This window comes from Dokdonia sp. Hel_I_53, from assembly GCF_007827465.1.
Taxonomy (GTDB): domain Bacteria; phylum Bacteroidota; class Bacteroidia; order Flavobacteriales; family Flavobacteriaceae; genus Dokdonia.
In genome coordinates this window covers 609,029-632,938 of record NZ_VISL01000001.1, presented here as the reverse complement: position 1 = coordinate 632,938, position 23,910 = coordinate 609,029, and the positions used below count along the sequence as shown (strand labels likewise).

Below are 23,910 nucleotides of genomic sequence, written 5' to 3'. Positions count from 1 at the left end.
GGTGCAGTTAAAAAAAACATCATATTATCTCATACTAATTCTCATAATTGGAATTTCTACCTCTTGTAGCGTGGAAAAATTTATTCCTGAAGGGGAACGACTCTATACAGGGGGTGAAGTTGTAATTGAGTCTGATACTACCATCATAAATGTAAGTCAGCTCAATGATGAACTGGAATCTGTACTACGGCCATCTCCTAACTCCAAGATATTGGGGATGTATCCAGGACTGTACGTTCATTACAAGTCTCAGCGTGAGAAACCAGGATTCATCAATAGATTTTTAAATAAGAAAATAGGTGAGGAGCCGGTCTATCAATCAGATGTAGCTGAGTATGAAGTAGAAGATTTACTTCGTAATAGACTTGAAAACCGAGGATTTTTTTATAGTGTAGCAAGTTCTCGCTTTCGCGAAAGCGAAAATAGCCCTACAGCTTCCATAACCTATACAGTTCAGATCCCGGAGCCCTATCGCATGCAGACGTATCAACTAGACACATTGTCGCCTCCTATCTATCGAGAGATGATAAGCTCAATTAAAAAGACTCAATTTGAGAAAGGGATGCGCTATGATCTTTCTAACTTAAAACTAGAAAGAGATCGTATAGATTATAACCTAAAACGTAAGGGCTACTACAATTTTAATCCTTCGTTTCTAATATTTGAAGTAGATACAAATCAATATAAAAATAAACGCTTTGATTTATATTTAAAGGTAAAAAAAGGTGTTCCCAAGAAGGTGATTGTTCCTTATAAGATTAAGGAAATCAATGTGTATCCTGATTACGATCTCTCTGATACCTTAGTTAGCCGCCAGATACGATATGACAGTCTCAATTTTATACAGGATGAAGTCTACTTCAAACCAAAATATTTAGCACGATATATCACATTAAAAGAAGGAGCGCTTTATAATCCAGATACCTCCCGTAACACAGCTAGAAGACTTTCTACTATAGGTGCTTATAAATTTGTAAACATCCAGTATGAAGAAATAGACAGTCTACGCAATGATAGTTTAGGTATACTTAAAGCAAATATTTATTTATCTCCATTAAATAAAAGAGCTGTTAGAGCTGAATTACAAGCGGTCACAAAGTCAAATAATTTTGCTGGTCCTGGTCTAGCATTAACCTATACCAATCGCAATCTTTTTAAGGGAGGAGAAATTTTAAATATAACAGGAGCTGCTGGGTATGAGGTGCAACTTGGTGGTGGGGAGAGTCTAAGTAGTATCGAACTAGGACTTTCTGGAGAACTCATTTTTCCAAGGCTGCTTTTTCCTGTTAAAATAAATGAGGATTTTTTTAAGTATAATATACCTAAAACAGTTACCGCTTTAGGAGTAGATTATTTAAATCGTAGTAAACTATACACTTTATTATCTGGAAATGCAGGTTTTGGATACAGTTGGGATTCAAACAAATTTGTAACACATCGATTTAACCCAATTTCTATAAGCTATACACGATTATCTAATACTACGAGTGAATTTGAAACTATATTACGAGAAAATACATTTCTCAAAAGAAGTTTTCAAAAGCAATTTATCGCGGGTAGTACTTATAATTTCACCTATAACGGAATGGTGAACTCAAATTCGACACATCAATTTTTCTTAAATGCAGGATTTGAAATTGCTGGTAATACCGTAAGCCTCTTTGGAAAAGATGTGGAGTCATCTGAAGATGATATAATAACAGATGCTGGTCAAACAAACGGCAAAGCTTTTTTAGGACTCGAATATGCTCAATTTGCAAAACTGGATGTCGATGCTAGGTATCATTTTAATTTTGGCCGAAACAAAGATCAAAAAATTGCAACTAGACTATTTGCGGGGTATGGATATGCCTATGGGAATTCAGATATTTTACCTTTTGTAAAACAATACTATGCAGGGGGTCCTTATAGTGTGAGAGCATTTAGAATACGCTCTTTAGGCCCTGGAACTTCAGATGGTGGTGATACTCAAAATACATTTTTTGATCAAATAGGGAATTTACGTTTAGAAGCAAATGCAGAGTATCGCTTCCCAATTTTTGGTTTTGTAAAGGGTGCTTTCTTTGTAGATGCTGGGAATATTTGGAATAGCGAAGATAATCCAGAACTAGATGGCGATGAATTTACCTCCAGTTTTATGAGTGAATTGGGTATAGGTGGAGGTTTTGGCCTACGGGTAGATGTACAAGGTTTTGTGATCCGTTTTGATTTGGCTGCTCCTTTTCATGATCCTTCGTTAGAAGAAGGTGAGCGTTGGGATTTTAAAATTGATGAACCTTTATTAAATTTTGCTATCGGTTATCCTTTCTAGTGCGCTTTCGCGAAAGCGTACACCTATAAATAATACATATTGATTTAAAAACAAACCATTTCGATCTGACTGTAAAGAAATTATGAGTAAGCAAAACCCAAAAATCCACATTATAGGCGCTGGTATAAGCGGTCTTATTGCCGCAAAAGTACTTGAAGATAAAGGGTATAAACCCACAATCATAGAAGCAAGCGATCGAGTAGGAGGTAGAGTAAAAACTGATATTGTTGAAGGCTACCAATTAGATCATGGGTTTCAAGTATTGTTAGAGGCTTATCCATTAGCCAAAAAGTATTTAGACTATGAAAAATTAGAACTTCAAAAGTTTTTACCTGGAGCCAAAATTTTTAAGAATAGAAAATCACAAATTCTTGGTGATCCCACGCGTAGTCTTAAATTAGCCTTCCCTACGTTACGTTCATCTGTTGGTACTATTGGTGATAAGTTTAAAATATTAAAGCTAGCAAAAGATTTAAAAAAGAAGTCAATTTCAGAAATTTTTGAATCACCAGAACTGACTACCATAGAATATCTGAGAGAAAGAGGATTTAGTGTGCAAATGAACAGTGAATTCTTTAAACCATTCTTTGCTGGCATCTTTTTAGAGCCAGAATTATCTACCTCTAGCAGAATGTTTGAGTTTGTATATAAAATGTTTGGAGAAGGTATGGCTACTCTTCCTAAAGCCGGTATGGAATCAATTCCAAAACAATTAAAAGATTCTTTAAAACAAACTCAATTTTTATTTGACACGAAAGTCACTTCCATAGTTGATACTAAAATCACATTGGACAATGGAACGGACTTAGAAACAGACTACACAATAATTGCAACAGCACCTAGCCCGATGGTTCCTAATTTAAGAGGACAAGGACTATCTTGGAAGTCTTGTGATACACTATATTTTGAAGTTGATGCCCCTAAAGACTCTAAACCACTCATTAGTCTAGTGGCAGATGAAAATGCACTTATTAATAACCTTTTTTATCTTAACACTTTAGACGTTGCACAAAAAGGCAAGAAAGAGCTACTTTCTGTAACTGTGGTCAAAGACCATGACTTAAGCGATCAAGGACTTATTGCCACTATAAAAGCAGAGCTGAGTACCTACTGTAATATTGTAGGAGCCCAATTTTTAAAGCATTACAGCATTAAAAAAGCGCTTCCAAAGTTAGATAACTTAAAGAATGACTGTCACCCATCAGAAATGCAACTTACAAGTCGTGTTTTTGTAGCCGGTGATCACACATTAAATACTTCACTTAATGCAGCCATGCAATCTGGTGAACGTGCCGCAGAAGCTGTTATTGAAAAAACTGAAGGACTTTTGAAATAAATTAGCACTAAAAAAGGGATACGTCACTATGAACGTATTCCTAAAAATTCAATAGGTGAGCAGTTATACTTTTACAATCATTTTACCCACATTTTCACCCGTAAATAAATCTAAGAACGCTTGAGGGATGTTTTCAAAACCCTCTACTATGGTTTGTTTATAAGTAAGTTTACCTTCCTTTAACCATTGTCCTAATTGCTGCATACCTTTACCAAATTCATCTTGATAATTAGATACTATAAACCCTTGCATTAACGCACTTTTACGTACTAGAAAAGGTTGTACGGCATCTAATTGAGGCATTTTCTTATCATTATACATGGAAATAGCTCCGCAATTAATTATACGTGCATTTTTATTAATTAAATACATCACAGCCTCTGCAGTTTCTCCTCCTACATTGTCATAATACACATCTATTCCGTTAGGACAGGCTTCTTTAAGTGCTGCTTTCATATTTGATGTAGTGTTGTAATTAATCAGACTGCCACGGTTTGGCTATGCGCAGTGTCCTGCAAGCTAATTGCGTGTAGATTTTGCTGTAGTGCGTTCTTTCTTTCTTACTAAAGTCCAATCCAATTTTCAAGTTGTCGTTTGAATTGGTCAACCGCTAGCCAAGTATTAATAGATTTTGCATTTTTCTTGTCATATGCTGTCAAATATTGAATATGGATTTCTTCTCCAATGTTCAGTTCAGGGATTTCTGTTTCAAATCCTTCTTTCAACATTTTTGTGATTGATTGATAGAAGTCAACTTTGTTTTCAAGTCGCTTTGGAAACCAATCATTTGATTTCGCTCGTGAATTGAGAATTTCTCCGTCTTCTGTGCCGATATGTAAAGTCCATTCGTCGTTACTGAATTCAATTGCGTCCAAATGTTCTCCTGTAGCTTTGACAAAATCAACTTTGTCAGGATAGTCGGTTAAGACACAACTTAATTTTAACTTCTCTTTAGATTGTTGGATTTTCTCTATTCTCCAAATCCAACCATATGAATCTTCAACACTCTCACCATTATATAGCGGTTGTTTCATTTTGTATTCAATCAATTCAATTCTGTACCCTTTGGTTTTTATAGAAAACTGACTTTCCATTTTTATACTCTTTCCTTTCAAAAGATTTAATGTAGAAGGAGTCTGTTCTTAGTCCACAAAGAACTTGTCCAATCGGAGTATTAAAAGTTCTATTTATTGTTGAATTTGTCTGTTTCAAATGCACTACAACAGCTTGTTTATAATAGTGAAAACTAAATAATAAATCCTTAGCTCCCAACTACTAAAGGATTCTAAATATAGAAATAATAAAAATGCTAAAACAAACTTGGGGAATTTATAAGCACTTTATCAGAAACTGATGACAACAACTACGCTAATCAAAATTTAAAATTAACCTTCTCCACACCACGTTTGCCTAAGTAATTTAAAATACTTCTACTACTATAATAAGTATGTGGTTGTTTAATTAGAAAAGCTTCTAAATCCTCAATAGAACTAATGACCTCGTGGTTTTCTATAAAGCCATAACCACAATACAAATTATCTTTAACAAGAATAAACGCGCTTTCACCTGTATGTCGGCCTTTTAGTCTTAGGTAATACGATGCTACCTTTTCATTCAATTCTTGAAATGCTTTTTCAGCCCTGGCGTTGTATTGGTCTAGGTCTTCTTCACCCCGACAAACACCTAGACATTTAGGATTGGAACAACTCCCTGCTATACGTTCTACACCTATAAATCGTGGGCATAGGCTATGCAGCACTTGCAAGAGTTTTAATTTTTGCAATACAGAAGCTCGGTTAAACGTAATGCGGTGTTCAAAATCATCATAAGATTTTTCTTCTGGCTTTAATCGCACAACACCTTTTGCATCTACCTTCTTTACAATCACCCAAGGATTGATGTCCTCCGTCTGCTGGGTATTATATTTAGGCTGCAAGGCATAGATCTCTTGAGACTCTTTTAGTAGCGCAATTAATTCGTTTCCGGTCTCTTCATAGGTCACTTTATCGGTAGCATTGCATAACTCTTTCTCAAAAGATAGCTTGCTTGAGAAGTGAGACTTTACGCGTTTTCTAATATTGATGGCTTTTCCCACATAAATGATTTCTCCGTCAGCGTTAGTGAAATAGTACACTCCAGGAGATGAGGGTAGTTGTTGGTCGTTACTAGGTGATTTTTCTTTTTTTGCTTTCGCGAAAGCGGAATACCCAATATTCTCATAGCAATGATAAAGCGGTAATGAATTGTGACCCTTGGAATTGATAGTTCCTTCAAAATTAAATGCCAAAGCCAACTCGGGTAGTGTAAGGCCGTATAAATCAGACTTCAAAACCTTTAATTGCTTCTCCAGTACTGTATCGCTTTTATACATAGGATAGCCAATCTCCCGAAGTACTTTTCGCCACAATCTTTCTGCTTGCATATCATAAAAGTGTAGCTCACTAGAAATACTATGCGCTAGTATTTCTTCTGCTTTCTCAATAAATGGAGGGTGCTTTCTTAGTGCTCCATTTGAATAGCCAGTTTTGAGTTCTTGGGCTGTAGTAAGCACGTTGAGTGGTTTGAAAATATAGTTGTGGGTGGTTACATTTTCTGAGCTATCCACAATAGTTAAGGATAGTGCGACAATACTGGATATCTTCAAATTATTTGAGCTGCCTAGAAGATCTATATAGACTTTAGTGTGCATTGGGATTTGGGATAAATTCCAAAATTATGGAATTAATTCCTATATTTGAAGTAAAAATTACCGCTATAATTTTGGAGAATTACAACACAAAACAACGGGAGGCGATTGAGTTTTCTGGAAAGCACTTATTGCTTCTTGCTGGAGCAGGTACTGGGAAAACAAAAACTATTGTAGGCAGAGCGGAATTTTTAATTAACTCTGGAGTTCCCGCAGATCAAATCCAAATTTTAACCTTCACCAAGAGAGCTGCAAATGAAATTGTGGAGCGTGTAAAAGCGGGCTTGTCAGATTATGATACACGTGCGCTTAACGGAAGTACCTTTCACAGTTGGTGTAATCAGTTAATAACCAAATTCCCAAATCTCTTTGGTGCCGCAAACTATACGGTTATTGATCCTGATGATCAACTGAGTTTAATGAAGATGGCCTGCGGAACAGCCAATGAGGAATACGGTAAGGTGCGGATAAAGCCACAGCAGATTCTAGATGTATTTTCATTTGCGAGAAATACGCGATCAAACCTAACGGATACCATTCGAAAAATACTTTTTAAGGGCAAAGATGATCCTCAAACTACGGAGGAAATTGCCACATTGAGACCACAGCTAGAACACTTAATTAAAGAATACCAAACACAGAAAAAAAGACAGCAGTACTTAGATTATGATGATTTACTCTTAGTTGTAGCCAATAGGCTTAACAAAGATGAAGCTGCAAGAAAGTTGCTCTCTGGTGTTTACCAGCACATTCTTATAGATGAGATGCAGGATACGAACCCATTACAATGGTATCTCCTTAAACCATTTGAATATATTTGTAGTTTGTTCTGTGTAGGTGATGATGCGCAGTCTATTTATAGTTTTAGGGGTGCAGATTTTAAAAACGTGCATCTTTTTAAAGAACGGGTAGCAGATGCAGAAGTAAAGGTGTTAGATAAAAATTATAGATCAACTCAAGAAATTCTAGATGTTTCCAATTGGCTATTAGAGTCATCTCCCATCCAGTACAATAAAAAATTAATCGCCAGTCGTGGTGTAGGAAACAAACCCATCATCGTCAATGTGGATAACCAGTTCCAAGAAGCAAACTATATAGCCACGAAAATTCTTGAAGCATTTACAGAGGGTGGAAACTCATTTTCAGATTTTTTAATTCTAAGCAGATCACAGTATTATACAAGACCATTGCAGGCTGTTTTTTTACAGAAAAAGATTCCCTATCAAACTTTTGGCGGTAGAAAATTTTTAGAAGCAGCGCATATTAAAGATGTAGTAGCTGTGATGCGGGTTATCAATAATCCTTTAGATGAAATTGCTTGGATGCGCTTCTTTACATTTATTCATGGTATAGGACCGGTAAAAGCTACAAGTTATATGACAGAGGTCATGCGACTTGATCCAGAAGATATTGAAGCTGGCGGGTTGACTACAATCATACCTGGAAAAGAAGGAGAACAAGCAGCAGCTTATTACAATGCGATAGCTTCTAATAAAGGAAAGGTAAAGCAAGCTGTGCACGAGCTTTATAAATTGATGGAGTTTGAACTTGCAATGAAATACAGTAAAGATTGGATTGAAAAGCGCAAGCCAGATTTCCCCGTATTAGAAATGCTCGCTGAAAATTATAGCACCCTTGGAGAGTTTATCTCTGAGGGGATATTAGATAATGCTACAAATGTAGGTGGAAGTCATACCCTAGAGAGTTCTAAGTTACTCACCGCCGAGCGAAAAGATCATGTCACCATATCTACGGTACACTCGGCAAAAGGTCTAGAAGCTGATATTTGCTTTGTACTTAATGTTTCCCCAAAAGTATATCCATCTGCTTATAGTTTAGGGAATATAGAAGAAACAGAAGAAGACAGACGCGTTTTGTATGTTGCACTAACAAGGGCAAAAAACACCCTTTTCATCACAAGATCTACAGAATCTATAAATGCATTTCATCAGCCTTTGAATTCAGGTAATGATGAGGCAATAAATGAAAGTGCGTATTTCTTAGAAGCAATACCAGAGCAACTTGTGGAGCAAACGTTTCCAAAAGGTAATTTTTCTGCTGTAAAAGATGCCCAAAAGGAAAATGAAATTGACCTCGATTTAGGAATGGATTTTTCATAGAAAAAATTTCCTAACTACAAATTAAAAATCTCGTAAACTATTTTTACGAATGTTTTAAGGCGTTATTTTTACTTTTACTGAGATGCTCTAGATGAACATGTAGATCTTTAAAAAGTTTTATAAAAGGTATGACAGGACTGTTCCAGTTGTCAAATTCAAGATGATATTCAGCTTCTACTTGATAAGAACTATCCTTAAATTCTCCAGTTATATAAGGCTCAAAAGCATCATCTTCTGCAATTTTTTCAAGTTCTTTTATATGAATATTATTTTCTAAAAATTCCGTCAAGGCATCGCTCTCCGATTTTATTTTAAATCGATCAGACTTCTTCTTAAATAGAGATTTAAAATGAGAATCTGTTGACAATTCAAAATTTGGAACTTGAGAAGGTAAATCAATATTCATCGAAAGGCGTGCAGAAAATTCCTTTCCAGTGATGTTTGAGATAAGTATTTCAGTATTCTCTAATGGAATCTTTAATATGTACTGCACTTTTGGTAAGCGTATTCCGCCTCCTATACTTATATCCTTATCTTTGTATAGAAATTTACCTCCATACGTTGCTGCTATATTTTCAAAAAAAGTTTTATACATACTAATATGTAGTGAAAAAGCGCTTAGTGTTACAGTTCGGAAATAATTTCAGTTGGCAGATATTAAAAATCCGCTATAAACTTTGCACCAAGGTGTGTAAATTAAATATCGAGATATTTTTTTAATATAATTCTACTTTAGCTAATGTTCAATTGGACCTCCTGATTCCCAATTAGCTTAAAATATTTTGAAGTTCCTCTTAAATTCTTTTCGTATAAGGTTTAGCAATGTTACTCATGATATTTTGTTTGATTTATTTCTACTATTTTAGGGGAGAAATGATTTACTTGTAAAACCCACTAATAGGTATTTTTTCAAATTAATGGAAACAGGCCTCTGCATAAAAAGAGTTTGGGATTTTACTGATTTGCTTTAGATGTGAGTTTTTATGTTGTCCAAAACAAACACTTATTTGTGAATCTATGAGCCGCACATAGAGCTTTTAAACTTGCCTCATTCGCTTTATGCTTGAGTTCTTGCATCCGACGCAGGAGCATAGCGACTAAGAGGAATGCAAAAATTGCAACTACGTTTCGATTGGTCTATAATTTAGCTGTATGCTTTAAGGCATTTTTAGCCCTGCCTCCGACGAATCCCATCACCGACGAGAGAGGCACGATCGAGAGGATGATGCTGTTGAGAGGAAGGCTTACTGATTAAGACTCATTACCGATAAAAGAGGTACGAATGAGAGGAAGATGTCAGGAGCTGTAAAATTTACTTTTGATGTATTCCTAATCTTGACAAAGCCACAAACTTTACCGCTTATGTATTCCTTAAGATGGTTATGAATTTTACAGCGGAGCCATACGACCACGCGTTAATGCGCTGGAATGCTTTTGCCTTCGATAATTATATACTATTATAAGTATGCGAGCCCTCTAGCCAATCAGACTGCCAGGGTCTAGTATAAGAATAGTAGCGATTTTACACGCACTAACTTTTCGGTTAAACATAGACCTTTTTTGTTATTATTTCACTTTCGTTTTAGCGATTAAACCGCTATTATTTTTATACATTGTTGGCACACGTAATTTTTCAATCCCGGTAATTATTCCGTTTGCAACGAATGTCTTGTTTTTGCTTAAGTCAACAATTGTGTAAGTAATCTGCTCTTCTTTAATCTCAGTAATTTTTACAACTTCTAATTCGCTTTTTAGATTTCTAACTTTAGTTCTTACTTTAAGTTGTATTACATCATTTATTTCATAGTCTCTTTCTGTCTTTTTAGGGTTCATCGAAGTCCAACTAAGATTTTTTGCTAAAAAAGGATGGTCTTTTGTACAGGTTAATTGGATTCCATTTGAGAACTCGATATTGATAAGGTCTTTATGAATTTGACTTGCTAATTCTTTTATGATAGAACTTTCATATTCACCAGTCTCTTTGTTATAAGACAGTATTTCGTCTCCTACTTTTAAATCTTCTATTTTTTTGAGTGTTCTATCACTCATGGTTATTAATGTTCCTTTAGCCAAGCAATGAACATCCAAACCATCAAAGTAAATCTCTGAAATTGCGGTGTCATCATATTTGTCTCCTTTATAAATAGATAGGATTTCAAATTTTATATTCCAATTATCTTTCTCTTTTAATTTGTCAAAATCTTTCCTATCTGAATTTCCTAGAGGTTTTTCAAGCTCAATTATTTGTTTTGAATAAATATCTTTTAATTCAATTATAGCATATGGTTCATTGTTAATAAGCATTTTTAATTTATGTACTCTCGAGTTGTCTTTCCAAGCCTTTTCACTTTTCACATAACCGTTAGCGAAGATTATTGTTGTTACTCTTGGATGCGTAGGTGCAAAACTAAAATTGATAAATTCTCCTATTCCGTAGCCTTTTTTCCCTTCTACCCAAGCAGTTTGGTAACTAAAATCAGTTAGGTTTTTCGCTTTGTAATCTAATTTACCGTTTGACGATAATTCAGATGATGTTGTTACGCTATATTCACCAGCTCCACAGTACCAACTACAACCGCCTCCTTCGACATCCCACATACTTTCATAGGTTTCGTCATATTTTTCAAAAAGTTCATTTTCTTCTTCTGTTAAATTATCCCAACTCTTTTTTTCATTGGCTAAATCTTCTAATAGTTGGTCTCTTTTTTTCCAATCATTTTGGACTTCAATTCCAAAGTCAAATGTTTCTCCTTCTATGGGAATTATCGTTTTTAACTCTTGACAAAATAAATTTGTCGTTAAAATCATTGTTATTAGAGTTATATGTAATTTCATTTTATGATTTTCGCTTTATGTGTGCCAACGTCTCCGTATATGAAACGTAGCGTGTAAAAAGGCACTAACGTTTCGGATTATACACGAGCCGAATTTTTAAATTTTTCTTTTTATCTTAATTTCTCAAAAAGCCAAATTTAAAAATTTGGCGGTCTTCGCAAATACAGCCAAACCTTTCGGAAAGCCTGTAATAGCTATGTTTTATATACATTGTTGTGCATAGTGCTTATGCCGCTATCGTAACCTTAATCTTTTTGTAAATATCAGAAAACTCATTTTCAACATCAGCATAAACATCAGTTTTTTTATTATCATCAATAATTTCTACAACAACGGAATAATCTTGTAAATAATCATCTTTTACTTTACCACGAGTGTAAAGTCTAAGTCTTAATTCCCAAAAACCTGCGGAATAAGACCTGCTAAAGTTTTTCTCAAATTGAATTATTGGATTCCAAGGTAGGTTGTATTTATCTTCTGCTGAAATTGCTATGTCTTTCATACCTCTATCCGTATTTTTTATCAGCGTTGCAGTTATTCTTGCTTCTGAATATTCTTTGTCATTATCAGGATTTACTGGTGGGTCATAAGTAACGGTTATTTTTACACGTAACTTTGTATCTTCTTCATCAGCTCTTAAAGAAGATGGAATATGAAAGCCTATGAATTGATAATTATCTTGGTCTAATTGTCCTTCATATATATAAGCTGCATTGAAATTACCTGCGGTTAATGCTCTTTCTATATTTGGCTCGCCAAAACCGACATAATTTAAACCAGATTCGCTCAACTCATCGTGATTGCTTCTTGGCTCTGTAAAGTGACATAAAAGTCCTTTTACTAAGTTCGGGTCACTTTGTGGGTATGCGTCAAAGAGTCTTTGAGCATATTGAGTAATTATAGGTGCAGAATGGCTTGTGCCATTGTCCACAGATAAATTTTTTCCATCTTTTGAAATACCATAAGTTGAAATACGCGGTGAGTTAGAATAAGGGTCGATTAGATTTCCACCGTGAGCAACTAATTCAGGTTTAATTCCATTATCCGCTCCTGGTCCTTTTCGTGAAAAAGGCGAAACAAAATTCACGTCAGATAAAGCTGTTCCATTGGTATGTTTTGCAATTGAACCAACAGTTAAACCTAGTAATGATTCTGCGGGACAACCAATTCTGGAAAGTGGACTGCCATAATGGTCAGTTGGGAAAGTTCCTAACAAGCTGCGAATATTACCAGCAGCAACTACAAATAACACTTTATATTCTTTAGACAAAAAATCTAACAATTTTGCCAAATCTGAAAACTCTGAATCTTTAATTGGCGTGTCAGCACCTAATGACAAATTATATACTTGAACTATTCCTGCATACTTATCTACTGTGTCTTCAATTGCAGTTCTTAATAAAAATTCACTTGGGCCAATAACTTGCCCAAGATTATTTACTCCAAAGACAGACAAATCAATTAAATTAAAGTAAGGACTTAAACTGTGAGTGCCTAGGCAATTGTCAATATCATCTCCAAAAACACACCTGCTAGCAACAAAAGTTCCGTGATTATAATCACAATCTATCGAAGTTGAATTAATATATATTAGATGTTCTTTTATGAGGTTATCCATTATTCCATTTTTGTTAATTCCAGAGTCAACTATGCAAACTAGAGAGTCTGATTTAACAGGGTTTATGGTTAGTGGATTAGGAAGAGCATCAGAAGGTGTTGATTGAGGTACAACGAATGTTTGACTGGTTTTTATTTCTTTTATGGTAGAAAAATCAGTTGCAAGTTGTGGTAAATACTTTGCTTGAATTGTGCAATGCAATGAAGCCACACCATTTTTAAAATTCCGCTTTTTCACATCATCAGAAAATTGTCTAAGTTCCGCTTCAATTGAATTTGTAATAGCAAGTAATTCTTTTGATGTTATAGCATTAAAGAGATTAATAACAATTTCTATCCTTTCATTAGATTCGTAATCGATTGTTTCATCTATTTTGTTTTCAGGCGGAATACTTGAAATACTTTCAATAGGCGCAAAATAAGTTTTACCAGTATTTTCTGGACTGGATATATAATTCTCGAGTCTTTGTTCAAATAAATTTAATTTTTCCTTTCCAATTTTTGCAGTTCCAATCGATTCATTTTTAGCAGAGAATGATAATAATTCAAATCCTAGATTTTCAATTTTTAGTTTTTGACTTTTGATAGTTATTTTCTCAGGTGTTTCAATTTGAAGATATAAATCACTTGTATACTCAATATCCTTTTTCTTAAACTCGGTAGTAATAAAATCTTGAGTTTGAACCTTTAGTTTTTGTCCGTGGTCGGTATGGCTAATACGCTGTACTGAAGGTGCGAAACCGTGCTTATCATACTTAATATTTCGTATGTTATCTTTTGGTATTTCGAAATGAAATTTTTCTTCGCTCATAGTTTTTTCGCATTATGCACAACAGGCCACTGCATAAAGCGAGTGCGGCATTTTGCTGATTTGCTTTATTTGTGGGTCTTTGTTTGTTTTGTCTAAATATACACTTATTTGTGAATTTTGTGGCCGCACATAGAGCTTTCAAAAATGCCTCATTCGCTTTATGCTTGAGTTGTAGCTGGTTGCAACTACGTTTCGATTTTTCTATAATTGAGCTGTATGCTTTTAGGCATTTTTAGCCATGCCTCCGACGAGTGAGGCACGAACGAGAGGAAGGCATATAGATCTCAAATTGAATCTCTCTACTAAATATTATTAAAACGATGCTAGGAGCTTTAAAATTTACTTTTGATGTATACCTAATTTTAACAAAGCCAGAAACTTTACCGTTTATGTATTTCTTAAGATGGTTATGAATTTTACAGCGGAGCCATACGACGAAGCGGTAATATGCAGATGAGCAACAACTTTCGATAATTATAAACTTTTATAAGTATGCAAGCCCTCTAGCCAATCAGACTGCCACGGTCTTGTGTATGAAACGTAGCGTATAAAAAGATGCTTACTTTTCGGATTTAGCACGAGCCGAATTTTTTATTTTTATGTTTAAATTTCTTTTATAATATAACCAAATAAAAAATTTGGCGCATTTTGTAAATATACAAAAACCTCTCGGAAAGCCTATAATAGCTATGTTTTATACACGTTGTTGTGTATAGTGCTTTTCACGTTCAGCTTGGTTTTCCGATGTTTGTTATTTAGTTCGGAAGTGAGCGTTGGCAAGACATACTCTTTTGCAATTTTGGGCGTAGCGTTGGCTTTAGCGAATTGCGAATGTGTATGGCTTTTAGCTTTGGCATTTTATTCTTCATCATCTAGTGTTTCTAAATTTTCCGTTAATGAAAATCCTTTTTGCCTGAACCAATTTTCGCTTATTCTATTATTATCACTTTTGGGCAATGGTTTTGCTTCGTGAACCTTAAAGGTTGTCGGAAGATTTACCGAATGACCAAAAATCAAAGCGTGTTGAGTCGGAATAGATGGCATTCTCCTCAAAATCGTTTCGGAAATATGCGGTGTAATTTGTCGAATATGTGCAAGGTCTTCTGGATTTTGTATTCTGTGGACTATGAAATTACTGCATTGAGATAATACTGTTTTAGATAATTCACTTGGTCTTTGTGATGAAACTAAAAGTAACAGTCCAAATTTTCTCCCTTCTTTAGCAATTGAGTCGAAAATCTTATTTGCTTTAAGGAATGTTCCCATCGGATTTCGTGAAATATATCTATGAGCTTCTTCCAAAATTAGATTTACTGGATATGAATTTCGAGGATTTATGTCCTTAACACTTTCATAAATTATACGAGATATAACACAAGATATTACTTCCACAATTTCATCTTCTACTGCACTTATGTCTATAATAATTATTTGACTAGTTTTTAATTTTTGAGCTTCTACTTCATTTAATCCAATCAAACTGTTTTTATACTCACTTATATTGCCTTCATCTTTTTTTAGAAAATTAAAATCAGTTCTGTCCTTGATACTTTTTACTCTTGTAATTAACGAAGAACAATAGTCTCTAATATGTCTATTTCCGTGTGCTTCTTCATATAACAAAGCTAAATCGAGAGCATCTTCTATAATATCAAATGTGAATTTTTGGTATTTTTCATAAGAAGGCATTTGAAATTTTTCTTGAATAAAAAGTGATAAACCGTCTTCGTTAGTTTGTTCAAGGAAATAGTGTAATTGTTCAGTACCTACTATTACACCAAAATGAACATACAAGCAGTTTCTTAAATTAAGCCTGACGTTTTGATTCCCAATACGTACAGAATTATGCTCATTATCATCTTGGTCGATAAAAGTAAATTCTGTTGTTAATGATATTTCAGCTGTATTGAATTTTTGAAGTATCGATATTATCCTATCGGATTTTGATGGACTGCTAGTTTCATCTCTTAAAATCTCACTTATGCACGTTGCCAAAATATGATTTTTGAGTTCATTGACATTTTCTCCAATAGAAAAAACAGATGCTAAACCTAGTGCGTTTCTTAATATTGGTATTTGAGTTTTTTCTGTTGCTTGAAGAAGTAAAGCCCATTCATCAATAGTCAAAAACCAATGAGGTAGCGTGAATTCTTTTACATCCTTGTCCGAACTCCCAATACAGAAATTTTGCACTTCAATATCTGTGTTTTCAGATATCTCACTAAAAGCCTGTTTGTATTCGCCATTTACATCAAACACAATGAATGTACTTCCTACAGCACTATGATTTGACAGCTTATAAATAGACTGAAGAATTGAAGAAATTGTACAAGATTTACCACTTCCTGTATTTCCTAAAACAGCAGAATGACCAGCAAAGAATTTATCTATATCAATTTTAACTTCATAATCTGGGAATATAGTGGAAGTGCCAATTGAAAGCGTTTTATATCTTCTCTTTTCACAATCACATTTTTCTTTGTGTTCACTAGGTTTTTCACAAACTATCTCAATTTGTTCCTTAACATTAAAAATGGCATCAAGTTCTTTTTCTTTTATGTAAAGAACGTCTGTATATAATGCAGGATAAACACTAACTCCAAATTCAAATTTATAATAATCTGGATTTTCATCAACTGGTTTTAGTGTGCCAATAGGAAGTATTTCTAGATATTTACCAGTAGTACTTTTACTTAAAATTTGTTCTTTAGGATTACTGAAAGGTACATTTAGCTCTTTTTCTCGAACTCCAGATACTTCCGATACTATAAAATAATTTTGATACGGTAGCACAACGTAGCTGTTAAGTTGAGCAAAATAATGGATATCATCAAATCCGCTAATGTTAAAATTGTCAATACCACTTAATAATTCAACAGTAAATCTGTCTGAATTTATTGCTACTACTTTACCAATAACTCTTTGCTTATCTTCTCTATTCATTATCTTGGAAATAGAGTTTTTATAGCATTATCGATTTTGTCATCAATTTCGTCATTACTTAAGTCTGGTAAAATTTGCTCAATAAAACCTTTAAAATAATGTAAACTTTCTCCGTTTTCTAACTTACCACCTACAATCCAGATTCTTGGGTCATTTAGTGATTTTAGTTTTTTGATTTCATCACTTTTAGCAAAATCTCCAAACACGATTAATCGGAAAGACGGTATTGTAAATGCCTGATATATAAGATTGTTTATATGCTCATCGCTGAAGCTATAGCCAAGAGAAATAAGTATATTGTTATTCCTCATTAACCTTTTCTGAAATTCTCTAAACAAATCTGAATATGGACTTCCCATACTTGCATTTTGTTTTAGAGGTGTAGGATGTATCATTATAACATCCTTTTTTTTGAGGTTTTCTAAACTTGTTTCTTGAATTTCTCTAACTCTAAAAAGTTTGGTCTGTTCTTCGTCCTGAACCCAGTTTATAGAACCGTGTATTTTGTATAGATAAATGAAATTATCAATAACACTCCATTTACCTTGTGATAAATCCATTTTTTCAGCTAGTGCATAATTAAAAATGGTCGGATTAAAATATTTTTTTATACCACCTGAAAATCCATTTACGTAATGTATTCCTAAACTGTCAAGTGCGATTTCAGAGTACAAGTCATAGTTTGTTGTAAATATGCTTGGTTTTGGAAGATTTGCATTTCTGTATAAAAGTTTGCGATAAAACATTTTATAAAGATTTACCAATTCTATGTCATCTTCATTGCTACGTTTAGTCTCATTCAGACATTGTTCTAAAAGGAAATTTCTTGCTTTATCAATGATACCTTTGACCTTTTTAAATTCGTCCGTTCCATTTTGATTGGTAGTTTCATAAAAATATATAAGACTGTGAAGTGTGCCTAAAAAAGTTTCTAAATTGTTTTGGAATGTAGTTGACGTAATATCAAGTTTTACATCGTCTTTTAGCCAATTTCGGTCATCTTCTGTTAGAATGTTAGCATAAAAGTTTTTAGCAAGTGGTGCCATTGTCGGGATGCCTATTTCTTCCCATTCTTCATCACTATTCTGAATTTGATATGAGGAACAGCCAGAACCCAAAAGAAAGGATAGATTCTTTCCATCGAGAACTTTATTAAAAGAATCTTGAATTTTATTTAGAAGAGCCGATTCAGTTTTTTCATCTGATTTGTCTTTTATTTTCTTTAAAACTTCTTCGTTTCCTTTGTAAAAATATAATTCAGATTCTGCCATTAATAACTTATGTTTTGGTTTTTCAATTTAATCAAATTATTCTCATTTTCGCGCGTTTGCAAAAAACAGCTCTTTTATTTTTTTTGGCGTTGGCTTTTTTCGCGTTGGCAAAAAAATGAATGTGCTGTTTAGGCGGCTGGCTTTTTTAGTTCAAATGTTCAATTTTTTACAATTTTCGGATTATGCACAACAGGCCACTGCATAAAGCGAGTGCGGCATTTTGCTGGATAGCCTGTATTTAGTTGTTTTTTAATTGCTTGTCTAAATATACACTTATTTGTGAATCTGTGAGCCGCACATAGAGCTTTCAAAAATGCCTCATTCGCTTTATGCTTGAGTTGTAGCTGGTTGCAACTACGTTTCGATTTTTCTATAATTGAGCTGTATGCTTTTAGGCATTTTTGAGCAGTGGCCTGTGGCAGTCTGATTAAGTAGGGCGGGAGCTGTAAAATTTACTTTTGATGTATTCCTAATTTTAACAAAGCCAGAGACTTTACCGTTTATGTATTCCTTTAGATAATTATGAATTTTTCAGCGGAGCCATACGACAAAGCGGTAATATGCAGATGAGCAACAACTTTCGATAATTATAAACTTTTATAAGTATGCAAGCCCTCTAGCCAATCAGACTGCCACGTCTCCGTATATGAAACGTAGCGTGTAAAAAGACGCTATCGTTTCGGATTATACACGAGCCGAATTTTTAAATTTTTCTTTTTATCTTTATTTATCTAAAAGCCAAATTTAAAAATTTGGCGGTCTTCGTAAATACACAAAAACCTTTGTTAAAGCCTATAATAGCTATGTTTTATATACATTGTTGCCAGTAGTTTTTCTCAGAATATGTTCCACCATTTTTTCTTTTTTTCATAATATCTAATAAAATGGTCTTCTCCTTTTAAATCAATCCAACACTTTTTAAATGCAACTTTTAATATTGGATTGTCCTCAATTTTTATGTTTGATTCAGGATAGGTATTACCTGAACTCATTATTGATGCTCTAAAACCACCTGTGTTCATCATTTCAATTGCCCAATAAAAATCATCTTCATTTCCGTCAAATTTGGTCATTAATTCATTGACAATCAATTTATCATCTTTAATTCCTTTTTCTCGGCATTCAAGAATACAATCTACAATACTTTCAGCTACTTGGTCAGTCATTTAAATTAAGTCTTTTATTGGTGGCGCAGAGTGTAATTCTATTTCCCAATCTTCATAAGGTGGCTCAACTTGATACTTAGAATCACAGTAAGAGCGGATGTAGTCCACAGCTCTTTTTTCAGCATATTTGGCATTCAGCACGTTTCCATTTTCGTCCAATTCAATGACGTTAGCAAATATTGCAAAAGCTTGTTCTATCGCACTTGGTTCTTCTCCGAATAAGTCCAAATATTCAATTCCGTTTAATTGATAATGAGTTCCACTCGCAATGAAATATGCAAATGTTCTTAATGCTCCGCTAAAAGAATTACTTAACTTCATAAGGTTTTTTTCAAATTACTGGCAACAGGCCACTGCATAAAGCGAGTGCGGCATTTTGCTGGATAGCCTGTATTTAGTTGTTTTTTAATTGCTTGTCTAAATATACACTTATTTGTGAATCTGTGAGCCGCACATAGAGCTTTCAAAAATGCCTCATTCGCTTTATGCTTGAGTTGTAGCTGGTTGCAACTACGTTTCGATTTTTCTATAATTGAGCTGTATGCTTTTAGGCATTTTTGAGCAGTGGCCTGTGGCAGTCTGATTAAGTAGGGCGGGAGCTGTAAAATTTACTTTTGATGTATTCCTAATTTTAACAAAGCCAGAGACTTTACCGTTTATGTATTCCTTTAGATAATTATGAATTTTTCAGCGGAGCCATACGACAAAGCGGTAATATGCAGATGAGCAACAACTTTCGATAATTATAAACTTTTATAAGTATGCAAGCCCTCTAGCCAATCAGACTGCCACTCGTTAATATAAGCAATATACTTAAATTCCCAATATATCTACCTCAAGACAGGTGGATATAAGAACTTTTTGTTTTGCATTCATATATACAACTCATTAGGTGTATATAAGAAGTTTACCGTGTACAAATGACTATAAATATTTGTATTCGTTTGTAAACGGGTAAGGCAAGTCTAATTTACATTTCGCGAAAGCGGAAAAAAAATCCACCTCATAAGAGCTGGATTTTTTTATCTAAAATGCTGTATAACGTACGGCTAGGTGCTCCTTTTTAAAATATAGGCACAAGAGTAGTCTAGTAGGAGAGAGGTGCCTTTTATCGTGCAGCTTTTGCCTTAAGCGCTATAGGTTTTAGTTTAGTTAAATCTATAGGATAAAGAAATTTTAATAGCAATTTTACGAGAATATACGCTACCATAATTATCAAGAGTGACATGTTTGTGATGAGTATCAAATAGAGTGTGGAGATGAGCAAAATTATGATTACTTGTAGTTTAGATTGGTTTATAGACAGCGCTGTAGGTAATCTGGAGTTGTGGCAATCTAAACTTAGTGAAATATTAATATCATAAAAAAAAATACACTTAAGTTTCTAAAATAAATTTTTCAGAAATTTAAGTGCATTTGAAAATAGAATCATTGTTGTTTTGAACCTTATTTTTCTACATAAGGTGATCCCGCTAGTTTTAATTTAGTGTAGATGCTTTCCATTTTATTTTTAATACCAATTAATCTATTTTTTGCTTCAGTCAATTGAGCAGATATAATTTTTAATTGTTTTTTATGAGTATTTGTGGGGCCATATGTTGACCGTTCAATTCCTCTATAAATTGTAAAAAGTCTTTCTCCTAATTGAGGACGTGTTTTTTCACCAATTGATAACTTTGCTGGATTACCGTAGATATCAATATTTAATTTATTGAGATCATCACGGATAGATTTGAGTTGAGGCTCTAAACTTCCAGGTTTAACATTAGTTCTGATGGAAGCTTTTTCCATTGCATTTAATCGCTGTAAAGTTTTTTTAATTTCAATATCAAATGCAGAGACATCTCTACTAACTGTCTCGTAACTTCTCCAAAAATCTGCCGTCACTGAAGTAGTAGAGCCTTGAAGTGCCCCTTTGAATAGAGGTTTTACGTTAAAAGTTATGGTTTCATCTAATTTGGTAATAACGCCGTTATTTTGGAGATACATAGTTGCTTTATAATTGCCCGGAGGTGCCAGCAATCCTCTCTGTACTTCTTCATTATTATTCTGCGATTTTTTTTCATTGAGCAAGATGGGTTCTAGTGAAGGATAACGCAAATCCCAAGCAATACGATTGATTCCTACACGTGGGGTTGTTGTCAATTTTCTTATAATATTGCCAGTATTATCTTCAATAGTAAAAATTAATTGAGGTCGATCCATCAGTGTTTCTGCAGATAAATCATCATACCCAGGGAAGGGTACATCTGAATTTTTATACTTTTTTTCAGATTCAATTCGTTTTGCCTTGGCAGTTTTAGGAATTTCCTTTAGATAATAGGTGAGTACTGCGCCAAAATCAGGATTTGGAGCAACGAAGTGGCTATCGCCTTGACTACCTTTACCACTTTCAAAACTCAAGTGTGGTCGTTCTATATACCACCACGCATCACGTGTAGAAAATAGTTTAGCGTCCTTTTGAAAGGTTGAATCTGATAATTCTCGTAAAGGCGTTATGTCATCAAGAATATAAAACCCCCTACCAAATGAAGCGCCGACAAGGTCATTTTCTCTACGCTGAATAGTAATATCTCTAAATGAAATGGTAGGTACGCCACCTTTCAACTTAGCCCAATGATCACCACCATTTATAGTAAAATAAATTCCAAACTCAGTAGCTGCAAAGAGCAAGTCCTTTTTTATATGGTCTTGTACTAATCGCCAGACCATAGTATTTTCTGGAATGTTGCTTGAGATAGAACTCCAAGTTTCTCCCTTATCTGTACTCTTTAACATATAAGGCTTAAAGTCGCCGTACTTGTGATTGTCTAGCGCCATATAAACTGTATTAGCATCAAAAAGATCTGCACGAATATCATTTACAAAAGCTGTAGCAGGGATACCAGGAATTGAACTCAAAAGCTTTTTTGTCCAGGTATTACCATCATCTTGCGTAACTTGAATAATACCATCATCAGTACCTGCATAAATTAGACCTTGCTGTTTTGGAGATTCAGCTAGAGAGGTAATCGTATTATAATTACTCATGGCATAAACATCCCAAGCTTCATTGAAGGATTGCTTCTTACCCATAATTGGCAGCTCAATTCGGTTTTGATTTTTAGTCAGGTCTCCAGATATTGGTGTCCAATCGTCACCTCGATTTACAGATTTCCAAACACGTTGTGAAGCAAAATAGATTGTAGTGGGGCTGTGAGGGCTTATTAAAATAGGAGCATCCCAATTAAACCGCTCATAGTTTTCATTTGCGCTGGGTTGCGGTTGAATATCAATAACTTCCCCTGTACTCATATCTATTCTTGACAATGTCCCTTCTTGACGCTCAGCATAAACAATGTCTGGATTTCCAGGTTCCGTTGCTGTTTGATGGCCATCCCAATTCAAAATAACCTTCCAGTCGCTATTTTGTATTCCATGTATATTATCTGTACGTGACGGACCACTTTCAGAGCTATTATCTTGAGTTCCTCCGTAAATATTATAAAAAGGTTTTGCATCGTCAACAGCCAGCTTGTAAAATTGAGTAATGGGTAAATTTTCAATATATTTCCATGTTTTTGTTAAATCAAAACTTTCATATAGACCACCGTCACTACCTACTAATAAATAATCTGGGTCGTTCTGTTTGAAGGCAATAGCATGGTTATCTCCATGCTTGTTCTTTTCATTCATACGGTAAAATGTCTTACCACCATCTTCTGAAATCTGTAAATTATTATCCATCAAGTACAATTTTTCTTCTTGATGTGGGGAAGAGTATAATTCCTGATAATAATGTGGTCCAGTTCCACCAGTCACTGTATTTGATTGTTTCTTCCAAGAATTACCTCCATCATCACTTCGCCAAAGTCCACCCGTTCTGCGCTCCATTTCAATAGCTGCATACAATATATTTGAGTTGAAATGCGACATGGCAAGTCCAATTTTCCCCATATTTCCTTTAGGAAGCCCATTGGTGAGTTTAATCCAAGTCTCACCTGCATCTGTACTTTTATGGAGACCTGATCCAGGACCACCACCCATATATGCAGCAACGGTACGGTGTCTATCCCAAGTAGCTGCAACTAATATGTTAGGATTTTTTAGATCGATAACAACTTCGGTTACTCCCGTCCATTCACTATTTCCCAATGTTTTTTTCCAAGATTTCCCACCATCTACAGATTTGTAGAGACCACGATCACCACCTTTGTTCCACAATGGCCCTTGTGCTGCTACCCAAATGGTATTACTGTCCTCAGGATGTACAATGATTTTGGAAATATGTTGAGAATCTTCAAGCCCCATATTTTCCCAAGTATTACCACCGTCTACACTTTTATAAATCCCATCACCATAAGAAATGTGACGGCCTCCCACATCCTCACCTGTCCCTACCCATATAATATTGTGGTTATTAGGGTCAATAGTCACTGCGCCAATAGCAAATGTAGATTGATCATCAAAAATAGGAGTCCAAGTAGTACCCGAATTGACAGTTTTCCAAACGCCACCCGAAGCGACTCCTACATACCATATATTTTCATTTTCTGGATGAATAGCAATTGCTGCGATACGTCCGCTCATAAATGCTGGACCTATACTTCTAAGTTTTAATCCATTAAAAATAGTATCATTTGAAATTTGATGAGTGTCATTAGTTTTATTTTTTTGTGCCGAAACGTGAAGCGTACAAAAAAAAAGTAATAAGAAAGAAGATAGGTAGCTTATTTTACTTTTCATTTTATATAAAGTTTATTTGATTCGTGATTTTTTTATCATGTAAAAATTACGAATATTTTCTGTTGGATTTTGTTAAATCTAAATAAGAA

14 protein-coding genes are annotated in these 23,910 nt (G+C 34.4%); 3 read left to right on the top strand and 11 right to left on the bottom strand.

Features of this window, described 5'->3' with window-relative positions; translation table 11 throughout:
- Position 1 precedes the first annotated feature (1 nt).
- The gene (locus OD90_RS02745; RefSeq protein ID WP_144666228.1) at positions 2-2,311 is read left to right on the top strand and encodes a BamA/TamA family outer membrane protein; all 2,310 of its coding nucleotides are present in this window, start codon (positions 2-4) and stop codon (positions 2,309-2,311) included.
- Between the two features lie 82 nt (positions 2,312-2,393).
- Positions 2,394-3,647, top strand: a complete 1,254-nt coding sequence (locus OD90_RS02740; RefSeq protein ID WP_144666225.1) for an NAD(P)/FAD-dependent oxidoreductase — start codon at positions 2,394-2,396, stop codon at positions 3,645-3,647.
- A 63-nt stretch (positions 3,648-3,710) separates the two neighbouring features.
- Here the strand turns inward: OD90_RS02740 and OD90_RS02735 are convergent, their stop codons facing one another.
- From OD90_RS02735 to OD90_RS02725, 3 genes are all read right to left on the bottom strand, one after another.
- Positions 3,711-4,127, bottom strand: coding sequence for a zinc-binding dehydrogenase (locus OD90_RS02735; RefSeq protein WP_315897480.1), 417 nt, complete (start codon positions 4,125-4,127; stop codon positions 3,711-3,713).
- An 83-nt stretch (positions 4,128-4,210) separates the two neighbouring features.
- Positions 4,211-4,762, bottom strand: coding sequence for a hypothetical protein (locus OD90_RS02730; protein ID WP_144666219.1), 552 nt, complete (start codon positions 4,760-4,762; stop codon positions 4,211-4,213).
- A 257-nt stretch (positions 4,763-5,019) separates the two neighbouring features.
- A complete protein-coding gene (locus tag OD90_RS02725) occupies positions 5,020-6,336 on the bottom strand; it encodes a GIY-YIG nuclease family protein (protein ID WP_144666216.1) in 1,317 nt (438 codons plus the stop codon).
- A gap of 26 nt (positions 6,337-6,362) precedes the next feature.
- Here OD90_RS02725 and OD90_RS02720 point away from each other — a divergent pair, with 26 nt between their 5' ends.
- A complete protein-coding gene (locus tag OD90_RS02720) occupies positions 6,363-8,453 on the top strand; it encodes an ATP-dependent helicase (protein ID WP_261374452.1) in 2,091 nt (696 codons plus the stop codon).
- 43 nt (positions 8,454-8,496) lie between these two features.
- Here the strand turns inward: OD90_RS02720 and OD90_RS02715 are convergent, their stop codons facing one another.
- The 8 genes from OD90_RS02715 to OD90_RS02680 all read right to left on the bottom strand — a co-directional run bounded on the left by OD90_RS02715 (position 8,497) and on the right by OD90_RS02680 (position 23,821).
- The gene (locus tag OD90_RS02715; RefSeq protein ID WP_144666213.1) at positions 8,497-9,048 is read right to left on the bottom strand and encodes a hypothetical protein; all 552 of its coding nucleotides are present in this window, start codon (positions 9,046-9,048) and stop codon (positions 8,497-8,499) included.
- Positions 9,049-10,019: 971 nt separating this feature from the next.
- A complete protein-coding gene (locus tag OD90_RS02710) occupies positions 10,020-11,288 on the bottom strand; it encodes an NADase-type glycan-binding domain-containing protein (protein WP_144666210.1) in 1,269 nt (422 codons plus the stop codon).
- Between the two features lie 226 nt (positions 11,289-11,514).
- A complete protein-coding gene (locus OD90_RS02705; protein ID WP_144666206.1) occupies positions 11,515-13,716 on the bottom strand; it encodes a S8 family peptidase in 2,202 nt (733 codons plus the stop codon).
- A gap of 858 nt (positions 13,717-14,574) precedes the next feature.
- A complete protein-coding gene (locus tag OD90_RS02700; RefSeq protein WP_144666203.1) occupies positions 14,575-16,659 on the bottom strand; it encodes an ATP-binding protein in 2,085 nt (694 codons plus the stop codon).
- Positions 16,659-17,930: an SIR2 family protein gene (locus OD90_RS02695; protein ID WP_144666200.1), complete on the bottom strand. Its 1,272-nt coding sequence runs from the start codon at positions 17,928-17,930 to the stop codon at positions 16,659-16,661. The genes OD90_RS02700 and OD90_RS02695 overlap by 1 nt, the downstream gene beginning before the upstream one ends.
- Positions 17,931-18,766: 836 nt before the next feature.
- Positions 18,767-19,096, bottom strand: a complete 330-nt coding sequence (locus tag OD90_RS02690; RefSeq protein ID WP_144666197.1) for a hypothetical protein — start codon at positions 19,094-19,096, stop codon at positions 18,767-18,769.
- Entirely contained in the window at positions 19,097-19,417 is a 321-nt protein-coding gene (locus OD90_RS02685; RefSeq protein WP_144666194.1) for a hypothetical protein, read from the bottom strand. It lies immediately after the preceding gene.
- Between the two features lie 1,125 nt (positions 19,418-20,542).
- Complete coding sequence (locus tag OD90_RS02680; protein WP_144666192.1) at positions 20,543-23,821, bottom strand: WD40/YVTN/BNR-like repeat-containing protein; 3,279 nt, start codon at positions 23,819-23,821, stop codon at positions 20,543-20,545.
- Between the last annotated feature and the right edge of the window lie 89 nt (positions 23,822-23,910).

Bases quoted from the DNA above. Each gene is read 5' to 3' on its own strand.
- OD90_RS02740 (WP_144666225.1), top strand. From the start codon at position 2,394: ATGAGTAAGCAAAACCCAAAAATCCACATTATAGGCGCTGGTATAAGC.
- OD90_RS02725 (WP_144666216.1), bottom strand. From the start codon at position 6,336: ATGCACACTAAAGTCTATATAGATCTTCTAGGCAGCTCAAATAATTTG.
- OD90_RS02720 (WP_261374452.1), top strand. From the start codon at position 6,363: ATGGAATTAATTCCTATATTTGAAGTAAAAATTACCGCTATAATTTTG.
- OD90_RS02715 (WP_144666213.1), bottom strand. From the start codon at position 9,048: ATGTATAAAACTTTTTTTGAAAATATAGCAGCAACGTATGGAGGTAAA.
- OD90_RS02710 (WP_144666210.1), bottom strand. From the start codon at position 11,288: ATGAAATTACATATAACTCTAATAACAATGATTTTAACGACAAATTTA.
- OD90_RS02705 (WP_144666206.1), bottom strand. From the start codon at position 13,716: ATGAGCGAAGAAAAATTTCATTTCGAAATACCAAAAGATAACATACGA.
- OD90_RS02700 (WP_144666203.1), bottom strand. From the start codon at position 16,659: ATGAATAGAGAAGATAAGCAAAGAGTTATTGGTAAAGTAGTAGCAATA.
- OD90_RS02695 (WP_144666200.1), bottom strand. From the start codon at position 17,930: ATGGCAGAATCTGAATTATATTTTTACAAAGGAAACGAAGAAGTTTTA.
- OD90_RS02690 (WP_144666197.1), bottom strand. From the start codon at position 19,096: ATGACTGACCAAGTAGCTGAAAGTATTGTAGATTGTATTCTTGAATGC.
- OD90_RS02685 (WP_144666194.1), bottom strand. From the start codon at position 19,417: ATGAAGTTAAGTAATTCTTTTAGCGGAGCATTAAGAACATTTGCATAT.
- OD90_RS02680 (WP_144666192.1), bottom strand. From the start codon at position 23,821: ATGAAAAGTAAAATAAGCTACCTATCTTCTTTCTTATTACTTTTTTTT.